This is a genomic window from Cryobacterium levicorallinum, assembly GCF_004402405.1.
GTDB classification, from domain to species: domain Bacteria; phylum Actinomycetota; class Actinomycetes; order Actinomycetales; family Microbacteriaceae; genus Cryobacterium; species Cryobacterium levicorallinum.
This window is the reverse complement of the sequence record NZ_SOFE01000011.1, coordinates 60,391-79,629: the sequence shown is the minus strand read 5'-3', so window position 1 is coordinate 79,629 and position 19,239 is coordinate 60,391. Positions and strand designations below refer to the sequence as shown.

Sequence of the window (19,239 nt, the reverse complement as noted above, 5' to 3'; positions counted from 1 at the left end):
TAGCGCTTGCTGAACGGAACGCTCGGACGCCCGGGTAAGGCGCCCGGGTCAGGCGGCCGGGCCGACGGGGATCAGCGACGGCACGCGGCAGTTCTGGCCGCCGACGAAGTTCAAGCACTCGTCGAACATGAGTGAGAAGGGTTCGAACGTGGATTCACCAAACCAGTCACTGAAGAACAGCCAGAAATTGAGGTTGCCGTAGGTCGAGCAGGCATCGCCCTCGTCACCAGCGTTTTGCACGGCCACCGGGTTGGGCTGGTAAGGCGTGTAGTTGTACAGGTTAGCCGTGGCCTGGTTTTCGATGGCGACTGGGGTTGAACCGCACTCGGCGTTGGGGTTGAAACCCACGTCGACCGTGCCGATCTTGAAGGCCCGGTCGGGTTCCTGGGTGTACTGCCGAAACTGCCAGGCCGCGTTGTAGACCTGGTTGAAGAATCCGAAGTACTGGGCGTCGCAGTCGGCGGTGTCCGGGCAGCCGTAGCCGGTGGCGCGCAGGTAGCCCGATTCGCTCGGCCGGGTCAGCAGGGACTGCTCTTTTTGCAGCAGCACCAGCAGCACCTCGGGGCTGATCGTGCAGGCCGCCGCGATCTTCGCGATAATGCGGGCGGCGGTCTCGTTCGCGCCGCCGGTATAGGGCAGGCAGTGCCCGGCGCCCTTGGCCGGTTGGCTGGTCGTCGTCTCGCGGTACTCCCAGAGGCACGGCACGCCGTCACTCGGGGCGCAGGAGCGGTCTTCGAGAAAATCCTGGATCTCGCTCTCGGTGAGGGCATCCGGGTTGAAGAAGTTGTAGTCGCTGATGATGAGGCCGGGGTCGAACGGAGCGGGTTCCGTCACCGCGGTCGACAGCGGGGCTGCGGTAACCGGTGGCGTCGGAGAGGTGACCAGGGTCACCAGCAGCCCCAGCAGAGTTACGCCGGTCGCCAAAATGCGCAGTCGGCGAGGGGGCAGCGCAAATGTGCTCATACCAAAACCCTAACCGCGGGCGGCCAGCTCGAGGCACTCATGACGGAAGCGGGCACTCGTTCCCAGGGGTGCCAGCGTCTCGAACGAGTGCCGCGAGGCGCTGCCCAGTGCGGGTCAGGCCGTCGGGGCCGGGATGACCACCATGGGCGACTGGATGTTCAGCACGATCGAGTGACTCACGGAGCCGAGCAGCAATTTCGACAGGCCTGTGAAGCCGTGGTCGCCGACGACCAGCAGCGCAGCCCCGCGGGCTGCGTCGAGCAGCACCGACTGGGCCGGGCCGCGCACCAGCGACGGACGGATGCGCACCATCGGGTAGCGGGCGGCGACGATACGCAGCGACTCGTCCAGGATGCGCCGGTGCGAGGTCTCCAGGGCCTCCAGAAACCGGGCGTCAGGTTCGGTCGTGTCGCGCCAGACCAGCGGTTCCTGCCAGGCATGGATCGCGATGAGGTCTTCGCCGGAACGCTCGGCTTCGGCCGCCGCGAATTCGATGGCGGCGTTGGAAGCAGCCGAACCGTCGACGCCGACCACAATGCCGGTGTGCCCGGTGTTGAACGGCACAGCGCTGTCGCCCTCCGGAATGATCGCGACGGGGCCGTTGGCCGAACCGGCCAGGCGTGCCCCCATCGACCATTCGTAGCGCAGGGTCGACCCGCGGCCACGGTGGGTTCCGACGACGACGAGGGTGTCCGTTCCGCTCAGCGCGCGCAGTTCGGAGATCGGGTCTCCGGAGAGCAATTCGGAGTGCACCGTCAGCGCCGGATACTTCGCGCTGACCCGCTCCGCATCATCGCAGAGTACCTCGCGGGCGCGTGCTGTCGTGGACTCCAACGCGAAATAGTCCGCCGACGACACCGTGCGATCGAGCACCTGCACCAGCGTGAGGTCCCCGCCGGTTGCACGGGCCAGCGACCAGTTCAGGGCCGCTCGGGCCGGCTCCGTTCCGTCCCAGGCAACCACCATCTTGGCGGTAGTGAGCGTGTCAGTCATGAGCCCAACCCTTTCTGCGGTGCTGGGCCGCGAGTGAATGCTCGGGTGACCGTCGCCGACTTCTACTTTTCAGGTTAGCCACGGCGATCATCCCCAAGTAGGGCCGAAAGTCACGAGATTAGCGACGACATCCGCTCAGCACGGTACGCAACGCCGGTAGATTTCGGGACACACCGCGATTGGGGCGCAGCCAGATCGGGCAGGGAGTCGAACCATTCCTGCACGCCTCTGCCGGCGGCATCCGCTTCAAGATGGAGGGTGCGCTGGGGCGTGACGGCGGCATCGATCGCGCCCTGTCGGGTGCTTGGCCGGCTCAGGCCGTGTAGGTGGGTCGGGCCGCCGACCGGGAGCAGGTCGACCTGGCTGAGGTCCACCACGGTGTTCCGGACGGCCGGAACGAGAATGACCTCGGCCGGGGCCAGGCCACGCCCGATCGCCTCCGCGACGAGACGGGTGTTGCCGTACATCGATTCGTAGACGATCAGGGCGCGCATGAAACCTCCCGGGGAAACGTTGTTAGCGGGTGATTACGACCTTGAGGGCCTTGGTTTCGGCGGCGCGAGCAAAGGTGTCGTAGGCCTCGAGGAACTGGTCGAAGTTGAAGTGGTGCGTGGCCAGTTTCTCCGCCGGCAGCTTTTTGCTCGCGACGAGCTTGAGCAGCATCTTCGTGGTGTTGGCGTTGACCAGCCCCATGCTGATGTTGATGTTCTGAATCCAGAGGTTCTCCAGGTGCAGGTCGACCGGCTTTCCGTGCACGCCGACGTTGGCGACGTTGCCGCCCGGGCGCACGATTTCGGTGGCCATGGTGAAGGTCTGCGGAATGCCGACGGCCTCGATGGCCACGTCGACGCCGGCGCCGTCGGTGAGAGCCAGAACCTGCTCCTTCCAGTCGGCGGCACCGGAAACGACCGTGTCCGTCGCGCCGAAGTTGCGGGCCCGCTCGAGGCGGTTCTCGTCGAGGTCGATCGCGATGATGGTCGCGGCGCCGTACAGGCCCGCGGTCGCGATGGCGGCGAGGCCGACCGGGCCGGCACCGATCACGGCGACGACATCGCCGGGCTTGACCCGGCCGTACTGCACGCCGATCTCGAAACCGGTCGGCAGGATGTCGCTGAGCATAACGCCCTGGTCGTCGCTGACGCCTTCCGGCAGCTTGTGCAGGGAATTGTCGGCGTAGGGAACGCGCACGAACTCGGCCTGGGTGCCGTCGATGAGGTGGCCGAAGACCCAGCCGATACCGGAGGCACCCTCATCGCCGAGGCAGTGCGAGTAGAGCCCGTTGCTGCAGTTGCTGCAGTGGCCGCAGCTCTTGATGCAGGAGATAATGACCCGGTCGCCGACCTTCAGGTTGCTGACGGCTGAACCGACCTCGGTGATTGTGCCGACGCCCTCATGGCCGAGGATGCGGCCGACCGTGACGGCGGGAACGTCTCCCTTGAGAATGTGCAGGTCGGTGCCGCAGATGGTGGTGGTGTCCACGCGCACGATCGCATCGGTCGGGCTGTGCAGCGTCGGATCCGGAACGTCGGTCCAGCTCTTCAGGCCGGGGCCGCCATAGACGAGTGCCTTCACGGGGTATCTCCTTTGGTTCGTGGGCGGGCAAACGACCCGTCAGAGCCACGGTACTTCTGGAGCTCCTGCGCCCAACAGGGCCGAAAGTCCCCTTGGGAAAAACCCACCTAATCGGGACTTCCGGCCCTTCTATTATTCTGCGCGCACTGGGAGGATGAGGCGTAGGTGGTGCACTGCATCGCTGTGACCTGAGCTATCAGAAGAGGTAGAGCAATGAACCGGATGATTGTGGTTGGCATTGATGATTCTGCCGCCGGCGAGACCGCCCTCGCGTGGGCCATGCAGCGAGCCGAGAACGTGAAGAGCCCGGTGACCCTCATGCACACCGTGTACGAAACCTGGCTGGCCGATGGCTACGGCTACTACGATTCCATTCTCGACGCCGAGAAGAAGCTGCTCACCGACGCCGGCGCTCGCGCCGCGGCCCTGGCCCCCACCGTCACCACCCACACCGAGTTGCGAACCGGCAGCGCGCCGCGCGTACTCAGCGAGTTGTCCAAGGAAGCCGAGCTCATCGTGGTCGGCACTGATCGAAAGGGCCGGGTCCAGGGCGAACTGTTCGGCAGCGTGAGCCTGCAGATTGCCGCGCTCTCCACCTGCCCCGTCGCCGTCATCCCCTCGCTGCCCGAAATTGAGCGCTCGGGCGTGTACGTCGGCGTGGATGGCTCAGCCGATTCCGTGGCGGCCGTCGCGTTCGCCGCCGCCGAGGCCGACCGCACTGGCCAAGAGCTCTACGCCCTGTACGCGGTGCACCTGCCGAACCGTCGCGTGTTGCGCAGCATCCCGGCAGACGCCGTGACCGAGCGCATGGAAGAGGAACGCATTGTGCTTGCCGAGGCCGTCGCCGGCCTCAGCGCTCGATACCCCGACCTCGTGGTTCACCAGGTTCTCGAGACCGACGAATCGCCCGCCCGGGCGTTGGTGTCCGCCGCCGTGCGCGCCCAATTACTCGTCGTAGGTAGCCGCGGCCGCGGGTCGCTGACCCGTCTGCTGATGGGATCGGTCAGCCACGAGGTGCTACTGCACATCAGCTGCCCGACGATTGTGACGAGAACAACCCACAAGTAAGGTCACCTCCCACCAAACCGTGCCAAGGTGAGAGCACAGATCGCTGACTGGGTGGGGGGGAACACGGTGTCGGATCAGAGTATCGCCGAATTGGCGCTCACCCAGGACCGCATGCGTGGCCTGCTCGACGCCGTCGTGTCGGTTGCTGAGGACCTCAGCCTCGAAGCGGTGCTCGAGCGTGTGGTGACCGCGGCCTGCCAGCTCGTGCAGGCCCGGTACGGTGCCCTCGGAGTGATCGGCAGCGGTCCCGTCCTGAGCCACTTCGTCACCGTCGGTTTCGATGAGGAAACCGTTCACCGGATCGGGGCGCTGCCGACCGGCCACGGCGTCCTCGGTCTGCTCATTCGCGAACCGCGCCCGATCCGGCTGCACGATCTGCACGAGCACGCCGACTCCTTCGGGTTTCCGGCCCATCACCCGCCGATGAAGTCGTTCCTCGGCGTTCCGGTTCGGGTGCGCGACACGGTGTTCGGCAATCTCTACCTCACCGAAAAAGAAGGCGGCGGCGACTTCACCGACGAAGATCAGGAACTGGCCGTCGCGCTCGCCGCGGCCGCCGGCGTGACGATCGAGAACGCCCGTCTCTACGACGAGGCCCGCCGCCGCAGCCGCTGGTTGGAGGCGGTCGCGGCGATGGGCCGCGACCTGCTGCGCCCGGACGACGGTGACGAGAACAACGGCCTCGATCTGGTGGCGCAGCGCGTCCTCGTCGCTTCCGGTGCCGAGCTGGCCGTGATCGGGTTTCCCACCGACGACAGCCTGTACTGTGCGGCCGCTGCCGGCGTGGACGCCTCGGCCGAAGTCGCCGCCCGCCTGGTCGGCGGCACGGTACTGCTGCGCCCCGGCACGCTCGACGAACTGCACGACACCGGTGCGTCCTCAGCCCTCGGCAATCCGCCTATTCTGAGACAGGATGTAGCGTGCCCGGCCTCCGCGGCGCAGTGGTCGCTCCTGGGTCCCACACTGGTGGCCGCACTGGGGCCGGCCGGCGACGGGCAGGGCGTGATTCTGCTGTCGCGAGCACCGGCATCCGCTGCCTATAGCCTCACCGATGTGGAGATGAGCGCGGTGTTCGGCACCCAGGTATCGCTCGCGCTCGAGCTGGCCACGGTGCACCGGATGCGCGAGGAGCAGGCGGTGCTCGGCGACCGCGACCGGATCGCGCGCGACCTGCACGACCTCGTCATTCAGCGGCTGTTCGCCGCCGGGCTGAGCATGCAGAGCCTGCGCCGGTTCACGAACGATCCGGTTGCGCTGGACCGCATCAACGCGGTGACGACCGAACTCGATGAGACCATTCGTGAACTGCGTGACACGATCTATTCCCTGCGCGGAATGGCTCAGGACACCGGCACGCTGAGCAGTCGCATTCTCGCCGTGATCAAGGAGGGCGCGCAGGGTCTGCCGTTCGCACCGCGCATCCGCCTATCCGGGCCGATTGACGGACCGCTCGCCGATGACCTCAGCGGCAGCCTGCTCGCTGTGATCTCGGAGGGGCTGAGCAATGCTGCTCGCCACGCGCAGGCGACCAGCATTGACATTTCGGTGGACGCCCAGGACGAGCGGATCAAGCTCGTCATCGCCGACAACGGCATCGGTTTCAGTAAGCCGGCGCGGCGCAGCGGCCTGGACAACCTCAAGGAACGCGCGGCGCTGCTCGACGGTAAATTCTCGGTGCGCAGCACCCTCGGCGAGGGAACCCGGCTGCGCTGGTCTGTGCCGGTGCCGGAAATTACAGTCGGTGTTCGTCTCCACGTTTCGCAACGAACACGGCAGCCTGGGTTCGGCGCTGAAAGTCCAGCTTCGCGAGCATCGACGACACGTAGTTCTTGACGGTCTTCTCCGCCAAAAACATGGTCTGGCCGATTTCGCGATTGGTCAGCCCCGCGCCGATGAGGTCGAGCACCTTGCGCTCCTGCGCGGTGAGCGTGGCGAGCCGGGCATCCTGGGGGTCGGCCAGGCCGGCGATGATGCCCGCCTTGATCGCCGGGTCGAAGAGGGATTCGCCCGCCGCCGCGCGCCGAATCTTGCCGAGCAGGTCGGTGCTGCGAATCTCCTTGAGCAGATAGCCGGCCGCGCCAGCCAGAACCGCACCGCGCAGCGCCTGCTCGTCGTCGTAACTGGTGAGAATGAGGCACTGCTGGGCTTCGTCGACCGAACGCACGTCCCGGCAGACCTCGATGCCGGTGCCGTCGGGCAGGCGGGCATCGAGAATGGCCACGTCGGGACGCAGCTCGAGAATGAGCGGGGTTGCCTCGGCGGCCAGGCCGCAGTCGGCCACGACCTCGAATCCTTCGCCCTCGAGCAGCTCGCGCAGTCCGCGCCGAACCAGCTCGTGATCGTCGAGAATGAAGACCCGTACGGGAGCGGCCGTGGCGGCATTGCTGTTCATGGGGGTCCCTCTTCAATCGGCACGGATGCTGTCGGCACGGATGCTGGCCGGTGCGTATTGCTGACTGTTAAGTGTCGCGCCGGGCTGCACCCGGGGACTAGGGCCAAAGGTCCGGTCCTTTAGGAACGGACCAGACGTGCGATGGCGGCGGAAGCCTCGCGGAGCTTGGCCTCGGCTTCGGCGCCGCCAGCGACAGCGGCGTGCAGCACGCAGTGATTCAGGTGATCGTCGAGCAAGCCGAGTGCGACCGATTCGAGGGCGCTCGTCATGGCGGAGATCTGGGTGAGGATATCGATGCAGTACTTGTCGTCGGTGACCATTCCCTGCAGCCCGCGGGCCTGACCTTCGATGCGGCGCAGACGCTTGAGGTAGGCATCCTTGTTGGAGATGTAGCCGTGCGGCCTGTCGTGGGTCGACTCTGACTCGTTCATACGGATATCCTCTGCGTCGTCGTTAGTGTCCCAGTGTACCCCCTCGGGGTATAGTAGTGCTCTGAGTACCCCCAAGGGGTATGCTCGAATGAGACCTCTTCGCGGGGAAACAGAAAGGTTCTGACCATGAACAGCACGACCACCGCCTACGGCGTTGACGGAATGACCTGCGGTCACTGCGTCGCGAGCGTGACCGAAGAGATTGCAGCTCTCGAAGGGGCTGAGAACGTCACCGTGGAACTGGTTAAGGGTGGCACCTCGCAGGTGACCGTCACGAGCGCCGCCCCGCTCGACCGTGCTCTGGTTGCCGCAGCCGTTGAGGAGGCGGGCTACCAGCTGGTGTCCGCGGCCTGATGTTGGATGGTCAACAGGTAGACCTCCTCGTCGGTGGGATGACCTGCACCTCGTGCGCTGCCCGCATCGAGAAGAAGCTCAACCGGATGCCCGGGGTCGCCGCCACGGTCAATTACGCCACCGAAAAGGCTAGCGTTTTCGTGCCGGCCGGCACGAGCGTCGACGACGCCATCAAGACGATTGAAGCCACCGGCTACACGGCCGTGCGGCCCGCAGCCGCCCCCGTGGCGGACACCGGCGACCCCGAGCTGGCCACCCTGCGCCAGCGCCTGCTCGTCTCGGCCGCGCTGACCGTGCCGGTTGCCGCCCTGTCGATGATTCCGGTGTTGCAGTTCACGAACTGGCAATGGCTGGCCCTGACCCTCGCCGCCCCGGTCGCCATCTGGGGAGCCTGGCCGTTCCACCGCGCCGCCTGGGTGAACGCCCGCCATGGCGCCGCGACCATGGACACCCTGGTCAGCGTCGGCGTGCTCGCCGCCCTCGGCTGGTCGCTCTATGCCCTGTTCTTCGGCATGGCCGGGATGGCCGGCATGACCATGAGCTTCACCTTCTCGGCCACCCCGGGAGGTGGTGCCGATGAGATCTATCTCGAGGTGGCATCCGCTGTCACGGTGTTCATTCTGGCCGGGCGCTACGCGGAGGCGCGGGCCAAACGCAACTCCGGGGCGGCGCTGCAGGCGCTGCTCGAACTCGGCGCGAAGGAAACCACGCTGCTGAAGGATGGCATCGAGAGCCGGATCAGCACCGCGCTGCTCGTGGTCGGCGACGAGTTTGTGGTGCGGCCGGGGGAGAAGATCGCGACCGACGGCCTGATCGTGGACGGTTCGAGTGCGATTGACGCGAGCCTGCTCACCGGCGAATCGGTGCCGATCGAAGTCGGACCGGGCGACAACGTTGTGGGGGCAACCCTGAATTCCGGCGGGCGCCTCGTGGTACGGGCCGTCCGGGTCGGCGCTGACACCGAGCTGGCCCATATCGGCCGACTGGTGGAGCAGGCGCAGACCGGCAAGGCCGAGGTGCAGCGTCTGGCGGACCGGGTCTCCGCCGTGTTCGTGCCGATCGTGATCGGGCTCGCCCTGGCGACCCTGGCCGGCTGGCTGCTGGTCGGCGCCGGCGCGACGATGGCGTTCACCGCGGCCGTCGCGACGCTCATCATCGCCTGCCCGTGTGCCCTCGGGCTCGCCACACCGACCGCGCTGCTCGTGGGAACCGGACGCGGCGCGCAACTGGGCATTCTGATCAAGGGGCCGCAGGTTCTGGAATCCACCCGCCGGGTCGACACCATTGTTCTCGATAAGACCGGCACGATCACGACCGGGCGTATGACGCTGTCGAGCGTTGTGCCACACGAGTGCGGCTCTGTCGATGAGTTGCTGGCTCTGGCGGGGGCGGCGGAAAGCGGGTCGGAGCATCCGATCGCCCGCGCCATCACGGCGGGCGCGGTGTCGAAGCTCGGCCCTTTGTTGCCGTCGTCGGCGTTTCTGTCGGAGCAGGGGCTCGGGGTGCAGGCCGAGGTAGACGGCCGCCTGGTGCTGGTCGGCCGGCCCGCGTGGCTGGTTGAGCGGTGGGGGCTTAGGGTGCCGATTGAGCTGCAGGCCGTGCTGGGCACCGCCGAGGGGCTCGGCAAGACCGCCGTCATGGTGGCCTGGGAGGGCCAGGTGCGCGGCGTGCTGACCGTCGCCGACACCGTGAAGCCGACGAGCGCTGGGGCGGTCGAGCGCTTTCGGGCGCTCGGGCTGACGCCGATGCTGGTCACCGGCGACAATCTCGCGGCGGCGCAGAATGTCGCCGCCTCGGTCGGCATCACCGACGTGACCGCCGGGGTGCTGCCCGCCGACAAGGCCCGGGTAATTGCGCGGTTGCAGGCGGAGGGGCACGTGGTGGCGATGGTCGGTGACGGCGTGAATGACGCCGTCGCCCTGGCGACCGCTGACCTCGGCATTGCGATGGGCTCGGGCACCGATGTCGCGATCGAGGCGAGTGACCTCACGCTCATGCGCAGTGATCTGCTCGCCGCAGCGGATGCCATCCGCTTGTCTCGGCGCACCCTCACGACGATCAAGGCAAACCTGTTCTGGGCCTTTGCCTACAACGTCGCGGCGATTCCGCTCGCGATGGCCGGGCTGCTGAATCCGCTGATCGCCGGCGCTGCGATGGCCCTGTCCTCGGTGTTCGTGGTGACCAACAGTCTGCGGTTGCGCGGCTTCCGCGCGCTCCCGGTCGCCTGAGTATTTCCTTCCGGACCTCCTGTGTTTCCGGGTTCGGGCTTTCGGGTTTCTTGTTTCCGGGCCCGGGCCCGGTCGCTGGGCCCATGATGGATCATGGGCCCGCTGCCGCAAGGTGGGCCCGGGCGAGCGGATGCCGCCGCCGCGCCCGCAGGCTTGTGCCCTGGATACCCTCTAGGGTTTAATTTGAATGGAGGCAAACGTGAAAATCATCATTGTGGGCGGCGTCGCCGGCGGAATGTCGGCGGCTACCAGGTTGCGCAGGCTCGACGAGAGCGCCGAGATCATCGTGTTCGAGCGCGGACACTACGTCTCGTTCGCGAACTGCGGCCTGCCGTATTTCGTCGGGGGAATCATCCGTAAGCGCAGTGACCTGCTGCTGCAAACCCCCGAATCTCTCGGAAGTCGTTTCGCGCTCGACGTGCGCATCGACACCGAGGTCGTGCAGATCGACCGCGTCGAACAGACCGTTTCGGTGCGCAATCTGCTCACCGGCGAAGAAAGCCTCGAGAGCTACGACCGCCTCGTGCTCGCCGCCGGCGCCTCGGCGCGTTCCGGCGCGACCGACAGCACCATTCCCACCCATACGCTGCGCACGGTCGATGACGTCGACCACATCACCGCGGTGCTCGCGGGCGTCGAAACGGCATCCGCTGTGGTCATCGGCGGCGGATTCATCGGCCTCGAAGCCATCGAAAACCTCGTGCACCGCGGGGTGCAGGTGACCCTCGTGCAGCGCGGCAGCCAGATCTTCACCCCCCTCGACCCCGAAATGGCCGCGCCCGTGCTTGACCGACTGCGCGAACGCGGCGTCGACGTGCGCCTGGGTACCGTCGCCACTGGAGCGTCGGGGCAGAGCGTCACACTCAGTGACGGCACCGCCGTACCCGCCGACCTCGTGATCGACGCGAGCGGCGTGCGCCCCGACGTGACCCTCGCCGAGCAGGCCGGTCTGCGCATCGGCGAGAGCGGCGGCGTCTGGGTCGACGGCACCCAGGCCACCAGCGATCCACTCATCTTCGCGGTCGGCGACGGCGTCGAGAAAACGGATGCCGTCGACGGCTCCGGCACGCTCGTCACCATGGCCGGCCTCGCGAACCGCCACGGCCGCTCCGTCGCCGACAGCATCGCCGGCACGCCCGAGCAGGCTGAGCCGGCCGTCGGCGCCGGAATCGTCGCCATCTTCGGCCTCACCGTGGCCACCGTCGGCTGGAACGAGAAGCACCTGATCGCCGCTGGGCGCGCCCACCGCATCGCACACACGCACCCCGCCAACCACGCCGGCTACTTCCCGGGCGCGGAAGGGATGTCGATCAAACTGCTCATCGATGCCGCGACCGATGCAATTCTCGGCGCGCAGATCGTGGGCGGTGCGGGGGTGGACAAGCGCATCGACGTACTCGCGGTCGCGATGGCGGCCGGGCTGACGGCATCCGCTTTGACGCGTCTGGAACTCGCCTACGCGCCGCAGTATGCCTCGGCAAAAGACCCGATCAACCAGCTTGGATATGTCGCCGACAATCTCGCGCAGGGAACGAGCGTGAACCTGCAGTGGCACGAGCTGGAAGCGGCGCGCGCGGCCGGCGCTGTGCTCGTGGACGTGCGGTCGGCGGGCGAATTTGCCGCCGGAAGCATTCCGGGCGCGCTCAACGTGTCACTCGACGAGTTGCGAGCCCGACTCGCTGACCTTCCGCCGGTGCCGCTGATCGTGCACTGCCAGGTCGGTCAGCGCGGCCACACCGCCGCGCGCATTCTCACCCAGCACGGATTCGACGTGCGCAACCTCGACGGCGGCTACCGCACCTGGCTGGCCGGAACCGTCACTTCACCCATTTTGGAAAGAGCCCTCGCATGAAAGAAATCACCGTCACCGAGCTGTCCGCGCTCACCGAACCCGTTGTCATCGACGTGCGCGAACCGTGGGAGTACGAAGCCGCCCACGTTCCTGGCGTGATCCACATTCCGATGGGCGAGGTCGTCGGGCGAATCGGCGAGATTCCAGCGGATCTTCCGGTGCACGTCATCTGCGCCCTCGGCGGACGCAGCGCGCAGGTGGCGGAGTATCTGGCCGCGCACGGCCACGACGCCGTGAACATTGCCGGCGGCACCACCGCCTGGCAGCAGGCCGGTCTGGCGACCGAGCAGGGGGCCTGAGATGGACGACGTGCGCGCCGCCGAGCAGAAGAAGATCCTGAACCGGTTGCGCCGGGCGCAGGGGCAGCTGACCGCCGTCATCGCCGCGGTCGAGGGCGGCGGCAATTGCCGCGACGTCGTGACCCAACTGGCTGCCGTGTCGAGTGCCCTCGACAAGGCCGGCTTCGTCATCGTGTCGACCGCGATGCGCGACTGCATCGCGAACCCCGACAGCGAGAACTCGCTGACGGTCCCCGAGCTTGAGAAGTTGTTCCTGACGCTCGCGTAGGGCGTGCGGGCGGGGCACGGGCGGCGGGGCGCGGCATCCGCTCGCCGGGCCCACTCTCTGACTCCGGGCCCAGTCTATAAACTTGGCCCGGGGACGGGGCCCGGGCCAAGTCCGCAAAGAGCGCGGCACTCAGATGGCGGGGGTCACTCCGAGACCGGCCAGCATCTCCGTGACGTTCGCCCGGATCTGGTCGCGGATGCGCCGCACCTCCTCGATCGGCTGGCCGGCCGGATCGACGAGCTCCCAATCGACGTAGCGTTTGCCAGGGTAGATCGGGCAGGCATCGCCGCAGCCCATGGTGATCACGACGTCCGCCGCCTGCACCACGTCGTCGGTGAGCGGCTTCGGAAATGACTCGTCGAGCGACAGGCCGAGTTCGGCCATGACCGCGACCATGGTCGGGTTCAGCTCGGGCAGGGGCATCGATCCGGCCGAACGCACGTGCACGGCACCGCCCGACAGGGAATTGGTGAACACAGCGGCCATCTGCGAGCGGCCGGCATTCTGCTCGCAGACGAACAAAACTTCGGGCACCGGGCGCTCTATCGCACCCTTGGCCTGGCCCAGTGCATTCAGGCGTTCGCGAGCAAAGCGTGCCGTGCGGGTCGTCAAATGAGCCTTCACGCTCGACGTGCGCAGCAGCCCGGTATAGGACTCGAGCACGTAACGTTCGACGGTCTCGGCGGCGAAGATGCCGTGAAACTGCTCGGCGAGCTCACCGGCGAGACGCTTGAGCGACTCTTCCGGGTAGGTCAGGCCGGGAAGCATGCCTAAGCCTCGATCGGCAGAATCTCGGCGAGCAGCGCCTCGATGCGCGCCTTGATCTCATCGCGAATGGGGCGCACGCTTTCGATGCCCTGGCCGGCCGGATCGTCCAGCTTCCAGTCCTCGTAACGCTTGCCTGGAAAGATCGGGCAGGCGTCGCCGCAGCCCATTGTGATGACGACGTCGGACTGCTTGACGGCCTCGGTCGTGAGGATCTTCGGCACGTTGCCGGCGATGTCGATGCCCTCTTCGGCCATCGCGGCGATCGCGACCGGGTTGATCTGATCCTTCGGCTCCGAGCCGGCCGAGAGCACCTCGACGCGGCCCTGCGACAGTGCGGTCAGAAAGCCAGCGGCCATCTGCGAGCGTCCGGCGTTGTGTACGCAGACAAACAGTACGGAGGGTTTCATTTCTAAGTTCCTTCAGTTAGACGAGGGTACGAGTGGATGCTGCGACCGGCGCAGAGTCGGCCGCCGGCATCCGTTCGGGAAAGAGTCGCGGTTTCAGCCAGAGCGCGACGTAAACGAGCGCGACGAGCGCCGGCACTTCGATCAGCGGGCCGACGATGCCGGCGAGGGCCTGGCCGCTGAGGGCGCCGAAGGTTCCGATCGCGACGGCGATCGCAAGCTCGAAGTTGTTGCCGGCGGCGGTGAAAGCCAGCGTCGTGGTGCGTTCGTAGCTCAGGCGCAGCAGGCGCCCGGTGAGGAAACCGGCGAGGAACATCATCGCGAAGTAGACCAGCATCGGCAGTGCGATGCGGGCCACGTCGCCGGGGTGGTCGATGACCTGCTGGCCCTGCAGGGCGAACAGCATGACGATCGTGAACAGCAGTCCCCAGAGCGCGAACGGGCCGACCCGGGGTAGAAAGCGAGCCTCGTACCAGTCGCGGCCGCGGCGGGCCTCGCCGATGCGGCGAGACAAATACCCGGCCAGCAGTGGAATTCCGAGGAACACCAGCACGCTCGCGGTGATCGCCCAGATCGAGAACTCGGCGCTCGTGGTGGGCAGGCCGAGCCAGGCCGGCAGGACCTGCAGGTAAAACCAGCCGAGGGCACCGAACGCGACGACCTGGAATACCGAGTTCACGGCCACGAGAAATGCCGCGGCTTCGCGGTCGCCGCAGGCGAGGTCGTTCCAGATCAGCACCATGGCGATGCAGCGGGCGAGGCCGACGATGATCAGTCCGGTGCGGTATTCGGGCAGGTCGGGCAGAAAGATCCAGGCCAGGGCGAACATGAGCGCTGGACCGACCAGCCAGTTCAGCAGCAGAGAAGAGATCAGCAGGCGCTTGTCGGAGGCGACGGAACGGGCATCCGTGTAACGCACCTTGGCGAGCACCGGGTACATCATGATCAGTAACCCGATGGCGATCGGCACGCTGATCGAGCCGATCGTGAACGCGTGCAGCAGATCGCCGACGGCCGGAACGAACACGGCGAGCAGCAGGCCGAGGCCCATGGCGGCGAGGATCCAGACCGGCAACAGCCGGTCCATCGCGCCGAGTCGGGTGGGGGCAGGTGCCGTAATGCTCACGAATCTCCAAGTCTTGACGACAGCGATTCGCGGTAACATTGATCGTTGTCGATGTCCACGCTAGATCAATACATTGACCAATGTCAATCTAAGGAGGATCTGTTCAGATGACGTTTACCCGGACCCTGCCCCTGACCGACATTTCTCAAGCGGATGCCTGCTCCTCCCCGCTGGCGCGCGCAGCCATCGCCCCGGACCACGCAGACTCCCTGGCCCGCTCGCTCAAGGCCCTCGCCGACCCCGCCCGACTGCGCATCATCTCGATCGTGGCTGCCCACGCCGACGCCGAGGCCTGCGTCTGCGACCTCACCGACCAGCTCACGCTGAGCCAGCCAACCATCTCGCACCACCTGAAGGTGCTCGTCGACGCAGGTTTTCTCAGTCGGGCCAAGCGGGGAACCTGGTCGTATTACAGCCTGGTACCCGGCTCGCTCGACTCCGTCGCGGGCGTGCTGGCCGCCGTCTGAGGTCGGCCGCCTGATCGCGTCCGGGACCTGAGCCGTCCTGTCAGGCCGCCGTTCGTGCTGATGGCCGGCGCCGGGGCATCCGTTTGTGTCGCGTGTCGTTTTTCGAATTGTTCGGTCTGTTCTGGCCCTATGCGCTCGGCGCAATTGCTGGCAAGCTGGCGCCAGGGGAGAGGAGCCATCCGTGAGCACCTATGTGATCGTCGGCGTGATTCCGGGCCAGCCCGACGCCGTTGTGCTGGAGGCCGCTGCCTTTGCTGCCCGGTTTCAGGCCGAGCTGGTCTGCGCCACGGTCGATGCCGGCCGATATTTCGTGGATGAGTTCGCCGATGGAGGCGTTATCTCCCTGCCGATCGACCCCGACCTTGACGACACCGATGACGACGGATTCAGCGTGGCCTTCCGCGCTCACCTGACGACTCTGCTCGATGGCAGCAACCTGGTCTGGTCTACCCGGGCGGTGGCGGGCGATCCGGCCCGTGCCCTCGCCCACCTCGCCGACACGCTCGACGCCGCGATGATCGTGGTCGGTACCCGCGAATCCGGCGTGCGGGCCAGCGTGCAGGAATTCTTCGGCGGCTCCGTGGCCGTACACCTCGCCCACCGGCAGCACCGGCCGGTCGTCGTAGTTCCGCTCGCCCCGGTAGCCTTCCGCGACGAGCTGCCGTGGGAGTCGGAGCGGTAGCCGTCCAGCCGCGCGGGTATTTCGCGCCGCAGCGATTACGTGCCGCAGTCGCCACGTGCCGGAGGCCTACCCGGGCGCAGACGTGTATTCTGGCCTCGGCGATGGATCCCGCCGGAGCATCCGCTCAAACTGCCCGCGCTGATGGTTCCTACTCATTGCGACGGAATCACACCGGGCAGGACACCATCGACGAAATCACGCCGCGCGCCGCGCATCTGCGCTGGCGCTACCTCGGCCTGGTGTTTCTCGGCGGAACGGCGGGCACCGCCCTGCGCGAAGCGCTCTCGCTCGTGCTTCCTGACGGTCGCCTACCGCTGACCACGCTCGGAATTAACCTACTCGGTGCCCTGTTGCTTGGCCTCCTGCTCGAGGCCCTCGTGCGCAGCGGATACGATGCCGGTGGCCGCCGCAGCCTGCGACTCCTGCTCGGCACCGGTCTGCTCGGCGGTTTCACGACCTACAGCGCGCTCGCGACCGACAGTGCACTGCTCCTGCACGGCGGCGAGGTCGGCCTCGCGCTCACCTATGCTCTCGGCACCGTGCTGCTTGGCGGCGTGGCCACCGGGCTCGGCATCGTGCTCGGCGCCGCTCTGCACCGGCATCCGGGGGCGAACGGATGACCCCGCTCCTGTTCCTGGGGATCGCCTGCGCCGGCGGCGTGGGCGCGGCCGCCCGGTTCTACCTCGACGGCCTCTTGCGCTCCCGCCTCGGCGGGGCGTTTCCGTTCGGCACGACCATTATCAACGTGAGCGGCTCGCTGCTGCTCGGCCTCGTCACCGGCCTCGCCCTGAACCACCTGCTCGCGCCAGAGTGGAGCCTCGTGATCGGCGTAGGTCTGCTCGGAGGCTACACGACGTTCAGCACGGCGAGTTTCGAGACCGTGCGACTGGCCCAGCAACGGCGGTATCTGGCCGCGCTGGCCAACGGGATCGGCATGCTCGCGGCATCCGTTGGCGGCGCAGCACTCGGTCTCTGGGCGGGGCTGGCGCTCGGCTGACTCTGACTCTGCCTCTGCCTCTGCCTCGGGCGCCCGCGAGGCCGGGCCCATGTTGCGAACGGGGGCCCACGATCGATCATGGTCCCGCTTTCCGGGCCCGGGCCCGGGCTCGGAAAAGATTGGGCCTGAAATGGGAGCCCGCGGAATGGGGTGCGTGCGCCGCCGCGAGGTGCTAACTTTGGCACCTCACCAGAGATGACCAGCGTTCAGGGGGCTGAAGGTATCGGCCCGCGGCCGGGTCACCCGTCGGACTCCTCGAAGTAGAGGTGGGCGTGCAGGCGGCAGCCGGGGTTGAATTCGGCCGCGCAGTGCGGGCAGCGCTCGACCTGGCGATACTCGGTGATGCTGAGCTCGCGGTGGCAGACCCCGCACAGAATCGCGAGCTCCGACCACTCGGACTGTGGCCACCGCCGGGCCGCATGCGGAACGGGTTCGCCCCGTAAAGCCTCGTCGTGGCACTGGTAGCAAGGGTAGTAGCGCCGGCAGCAGGCGAACCTGATCGCCACGATGTCCAGTTCAGAGTGAAAGTGGATGCAGCGGGTCGCCGAATCGAGAACCGCCCCGAACACGGGCGGCGCGGCATCCGTTTTCGCGGATGCTACGCCGGCATCCGGCGGTGGAGCTGCGCTCGCCCTGTTGGCGGGGTTGGCGCTGGGCTGAGAACGTCGGGCCCAGGTTGCGGAGCCGGGCCCATGATCGATCGTGGGCCCGCTTTCCGGGCCCGGGCCCGGTCGATGAATCGGGCCGAACATGCTATTCGCCCGACTCGGCATCAGCGGACGCCTGCTCAGTGACGAAGGCTTCGAAAGTGGCGGCATCGCTGTTGGAGCCCGAGTACTTCACGCCATTCACCAGCACCGTCGGGGTTCCCTCGATTGCATCAATGTCGGAGTTGGGAATCGGTCCCTCGAGCGCACGTTGCGTCGAGGCGTCGACCCAGTCGGAGTAGGTCTGATCGGCGATGCAGCTGGCGACCTCGCTGGAGGTCACCCCGGACCCCTCAACCAGGCTGGTCAGCTCGGCATTGGTCAAGCCGGTCGTGTCCTCGGCGGGCTGATCGGCGAACATGGCCGCGTTGAAATCGAGAAAGTTGTCGGGAGCATAGTTGGCCACGCAGGCAGCCGCGTTTGCGGCGCGGGTGGCGTACTCGGTGCCCGACGACAACCGATCGAGAATTGAGATCGGGTGAACCTCGACCGTGGCATTTCCGGCGGTGACCCACTCGGTAATCTGCTCGCCATTGGTGGCCTCGAAATCGCCGCAGATCGGGCACAGGTAGTCGATGTACATCACGATGTTGGCCGTCTCGACAAGCGCGCTCTGGTCGGTGGCGATCGGGTCGGCATCCGCTTCTAGAGCTGCTGTCGCGGCGGCGGAAACCGTCGTTCCGTCGCTACCGAGCAGGATGCCGTCGCTGGCCATGTTGGCCGGGCTCGCCGCTGCCGGGGCGGTGACGTTGTTCACGATGACCACGGCGACGATGGCGACCACGGCGAGCAGGCCGATACCGATGCCTCCGCGCAGAAAGAGTCGACGGCGTTGGTCCCGCTTGACCTGCTCGGCGCGCATGAGGCGGGCGGTTTCGCGGGCGTCTTCGCGGCGGTCTTTCTTGGGCGGGCGGGCCTGGCCGGAAGTGCTCATGCGGAAGTTCACCATTCGTTTGTAGCTGCTGTTGCCTAAAACGTTAGCGGCCCTGCCTAACGGTCTGGTTCCGGGAGCCTGTGAGGCGACTGTGAGAGCCGAGCTTAACGCGTGGGCACCTACTGGGTGAAGGCCGCATCGAACGAGGTGCTCGGCTGCGCAAAACCGAAGCTCATCAGGAAAGCGAGTGCCTCCGGCGCGCCCTGCAGGCGGTCCATGCGTCTTCGTACTCCACCGAGAGGGGGCCGTCGTAGCCGATCGCGGTCAGCGCACAAAAGCTGTCCTCCCACGGCACATCACCGCGGCCCGTCGAGACGAAATCCCAGCCGCGTCGCGGGTCTCCCCACGGCAGATGAGACGAGAGGATGCCGTTGCGCCCGCCACCCATCCGCATCTTCGTATCCTTGCAATCCACGTGGTAGATGCGGTCCTGGAAGTCGCTGATGAACGCGACCGGATCGATCTGCTGCCACATGAGATGGCTGGGATCCCCTTTCAGGCCGAACGCCGGGCGGTCGCGTTCAGACTCGCGTTCGCGCCGAGGTATCCGGGGAGTAGTGCCTATCCATCGACGAGTTCAGTTTGCCTGGCTTTCACCGCCGAAAACATCGCCAAGACCAACGCGTCCGCCGACATGAAATTTGGGTCGTCCAACGATGTCGAAACGGCTTGACACCTCTGAGAAACAAGCAGCGACGAGATGCCATCTCTGATGGGTAAAACGAGAGTCCTTA

General features: G+C 66.8%; 22 protein-coding genes, 1 pseudogene and 1 riboswitch. Of the genes and pseudogenes, 11 read left to right on the top strand and 12 right to left on the bottom strand.

Features of this window, described 5'->3' with window-relative positions; genetic code table 11:
• Window positions 1-48: 48 nt before the first annotated feature.
• From E3O11_RS05745 to E3O11_RS05730, 4 genes are all read right to left on the bottom strand, one after another.
• Window positions 49-963: a hypothetical protein gene (locus tag E3O11_RS05745; RefSeq protein WP_092448325.1), complete on the bottom strand. Its 915-nt coding sequence runs from the start codon at window positions 961-963 to the stop codon at window positions 49-51.
• A gap of 114 nt (window positions 964-1,077) precedes the next feature.
• Window positions 1,078-1,956 carry a universal stress protein gene (locus E3O11_RS05740; RefSeq protein WP_092448324.1) on the bottom strand — a complete coding sequence of 293 codons (879 nt, stop codon included), beginning with the start codon at window positions 1,954-1,956 and terminating at the stop codon, window positions 1,078-1,080.
• 110 nt (window positions 1,957-2,066) lie between these two features.
• Window positions 2,067-2,450, bottom strand: coding sequence for a flavodoxin family protein (locus tag E3O11_RS05735; RefSeq protein ID WP_092448323.1), 384 nt, complete (start codon window positions 2,448-2,450; stop codon window positions 2,067-2,069).
• A 22-nt stretch (window positions 2,451-2,472) separates the two neighbouring features.
• Window positions 2,473-3,528: a zinc-dependent alcohol dehydrogenase family protein gene (locus tag E3O11_RS05730; RefSeq protein ID WP_092448322.1), complete on the bottom strand. Its 1,056-nt coding sequence runs from the start codon at window positions 3,526-3,528 to the stop codon at window positions 2,473-2,475.
• Between the two features lie 213 nt (window positions 3,529-3,741).
• On the opposite strand from E3O11_RS05730, the gene E3O11_RS05725 reads away from it, so the two are divergent.
• Both E3O11_RS05725 and E3O11_RS05720 read left to right on the top strand, forming a co-directional pair.
• Window positions 3,742-4,596: a universal stress protein gene (locus tag E3O11_RS05725; RefSeq protein ID WP_092448321.1), complete on the top strand. Its 855-nt coding sequence runs from the start codon at window positions 3,742-3,744 to the stop codon at window positions 4,594-4,596.
• A gap of 66 nt (window positions 4,597-4,662) precedes the next feature.
• Complete coding sequence (locus tag E3O11_RS05720) at window positions 4,663-6,429, top strand: GAF domain-containing sensor histidine kinase (protein WP_241994661.1); 1,767 nt, start codon at window positions 4,663-4,665, stop codon at window positions 6,427-6,429.
• Here E3O11_RS05720 and E3O11_RS05715 read toward each other — a convergent pair.
• Window positions 6,329-6,988, bottom strand: coding sequence for a response regulator (locus E3O11_RS05715; RefSeq protein ID WP_092448320.1), 660 nt, complete (start codon window positions 6,986-6,988; stop codon window positions 6,329-6,331). The two genes, E3O11_RS05720 and E3O11_RS05715, sit on opposite strands and share 101 nt — an antisense overlap.
• Before the next feature lie 119 nt (window positions 6,989-7,107).
• A complete protein-coding gene (locus tag E3O11_RS05710; RefSeq protein WP_092448319.1) occupies window positions 7,108-7,419 on the bottom strand; it encodes a metal-sensitive transcriptional regulator in 312 nt (103 codons plus the stop codon).
• A 126-nt stretch (window positions 7,420-7,545) separates the two neighbouring features.
• Between E3O11_RS05710 and E3O11_RS05705 the strand changes: the two genes are divergently transcribed.
• The 5 genes from E3O11_RS05705 to E3O11_RS05685 all read left to right on the top strand — a co-directional run bounded on the left by E3O11_RS05705 (window position 7,546) and on the right by E3O11_RS05685 (window position 12,420).
• Entirely contained in the window at window positions 7,546-7,773 is a 228-nt protein-coding gene (locus E3O11_RS05705) for a heavy-metal-associated domain-containing protein (protein ID WP_092448318.1), read from the top strand.
• A gap of 38 nt (window positions 7,774-7,811) precedes the next feature.
• Entirely contained in the window at window positions 7,812-10,001 is a 2,190-nt protein-coding gene (locus E3O11_RS05700) for a heavy metal translocating P-type ATPase (RefSeq protein WP_241994660.1), read from the top strand.
• A gap of 199 nt (window positions 10,002-10,200) precedes the next feature.
• Window positions 10,201-11,853, top strand: a complete 1,653-nt coding sequence (locus tag E3O11_RS05695) for an FAD-dependent oxidoreductase (protein WP_092448462.1) — start codon at window positions 10,201-10,203, stop codon at window positions 11,851-11,853.
• Window positions 11,850-12,152: a rhodanese-like domain-containing protein gene (locus E3O11_RS05690; RefSeq protein ID WP_092448316.1), complete on the top strand. Its 303-nt coding sequence runs from the start codon at window positions 11,850-11,852 to the stop codon at window positions 12,150-12,152. Before E3O11_RS05695 ends, E3O11_RS05690 begins: the two co-directional genes overlap by 4 nt.
• 1 nt (window position 12,153) lies before the next feature.
• Complete coding sequence (locus E3O11_RS05685; RefSeq protein WP_092448315.1) at window positions 12,154-12,420, top strand: metal-sensitive transcriptional regulator; 267 nt, start codon at window positions 12,154-12,156, stop codon at window positions 12,418-12,420.
• A 129-nt stretch (window positions 12,421-12,549) separates the two neighbouring features.
• Here E3O11_RS05685 and E3O11_RS05680 read toward each other — a convergent pair whose 3' ends face one another.
• From E3O11_RS05680 to arsB, 3 genes are read right to left on the bottom strand one after another with little or no spacing between them, the layout of a single operon-like run.
• Window positions 12,550-13,188 (bottom strand): arsenate reductase ArsC, encoded by a 639-nt coding sequence (locus E3O11_RS05680; RefSeq protein ID WP_092448314.1) that lies wholly within the window; start codon window positions 13,186-13,188, stop codon window positions 12,550-12,552.
• A 2-nt stretch (window positions 13,189-13,190) separates the two neighbouring features.
• Window positions 13,191-13,595, bottom strand: coding sequence for an arsenate reductase ArsC (locus E3O11_RS05675; RefSeq protein WP_092448313.1), 405 nt, complete (start codon window positions 13,593-13,595; stop codon window positions 13,191-13,193).
• 16 nt (window positions 13,596-13,611) lie between these two features.
• A complete protein-coding gene (gene arsB / locus E3O11_RS05670; RefSeq protein WP_198415561.1) occupies window positions 13,612-14,679 on the bottom strand; it encodes an ACR3 family arsenite efflux transporter in 1,068 nt (355 codons plus the stop codon).
• Window positions 14,680-14,825: 146 nt separating this feature from the next.
• On the opposite strand from arsB, the gene E3O11_RS05665 reads away from it, so the two are divergent.
• From E3O11_RS05665 to crcB, 4 genes are all read left to right on the top strand, one after another.
• The gene (locus tag E3O11_RS05665) at window positions 14,826-15,185 is read left to right on the top strand and encodes an ArsR/SmtB family transcription factor (RefSeq protein WP_092448311.1); all 360 of its coding nucleotides are present in this window, start codon (window positions 14,826-14,828) and stop codon (window positions 15,183-15,185) included.
• Window positions 15,186-15,366: 181 nt separating this feature from the next.
• Window positions 15,367-15,867 carry a universal stress protein gene (locus E3O11_RS05660; protein WP_092448310.1) on the top strand — a complete coding sequence of 167 codons (501 nt, stop codon included), beginning with the start codon at window positions 15,367-15,369 and terminating at the stop codon, window positions 15,865-15,867.
• 88 nt (window positions 15,868-15,955) lie between these two features.
• A riboswitch (Fluoride riboswitch) is annotated at window positions 15,956-16,025 on the top strand.
• A complete protein-coding gene (locus E3O11_RS05655; RefSeq protein WP_241994659.1) occupies window positions 16,023-16,487 on the top strand; it encodes a CrcB family protein in 465 nt (154 codons plus the stop codon). (Overlaps the previous riboswitch by 3 nt.)
• Window positions 16,484-16,864, top strand: coding sequence for a fluoride efflux transporter CrcB (gene crcB, locus E3O11_RS05650; protein WP_092448308.1), 381 nt, complete (start codon window positions 16,484-16,486; stop codon window positions 16,862-16,864). The genes E3O11_RS05655 and crcB overlap by 4 nt, the downstream gene beginning before the upstream one ends.
• Window positions 16,865-17,103: 239 nt before the next feature.
• Here the strand turns inward: crcB and E3O11_RS05645 are convergent, their stop codons facing one another.
• The 3 genes and pseudogenes from E3O11_RS05645 to E3O11_RS05635 form a co-directional block, all read right to left on the bottom strand.
• Entirely contained in the window at window positions 17,104-17,616 is a 513-nt protein-coding gene (locus tag E3O11_RS05645) for a CHY zinc finger protein (RefSeq protein ID WP_092448307.1), read from the bottom strand.
• A 1-nt stretch (window position 17,617) separates the two neighbouring features.
• Window positions 17,618-18,505, bottom strand: a complete 888-nt coding sequence (locus tag E3O11_RS05640) for a DsbA family protein (protein ID WP_158251547.1) — start codon at window positions 18,503-18,505, stop codon at window positions 17,618-17,620.
• Between the two features lie 119 nt (window positions 18,506-18,624).
• Window positions 18,625-19,019 (bottom strand): annotated as a pseudogene (locus E3O11_RS05635) (sugar phosphate isomerase/epimerase family protein); the annotation flags it as partial.
• Window positions 19,020-19,239 lie beyond the last annotated feature (220 nt).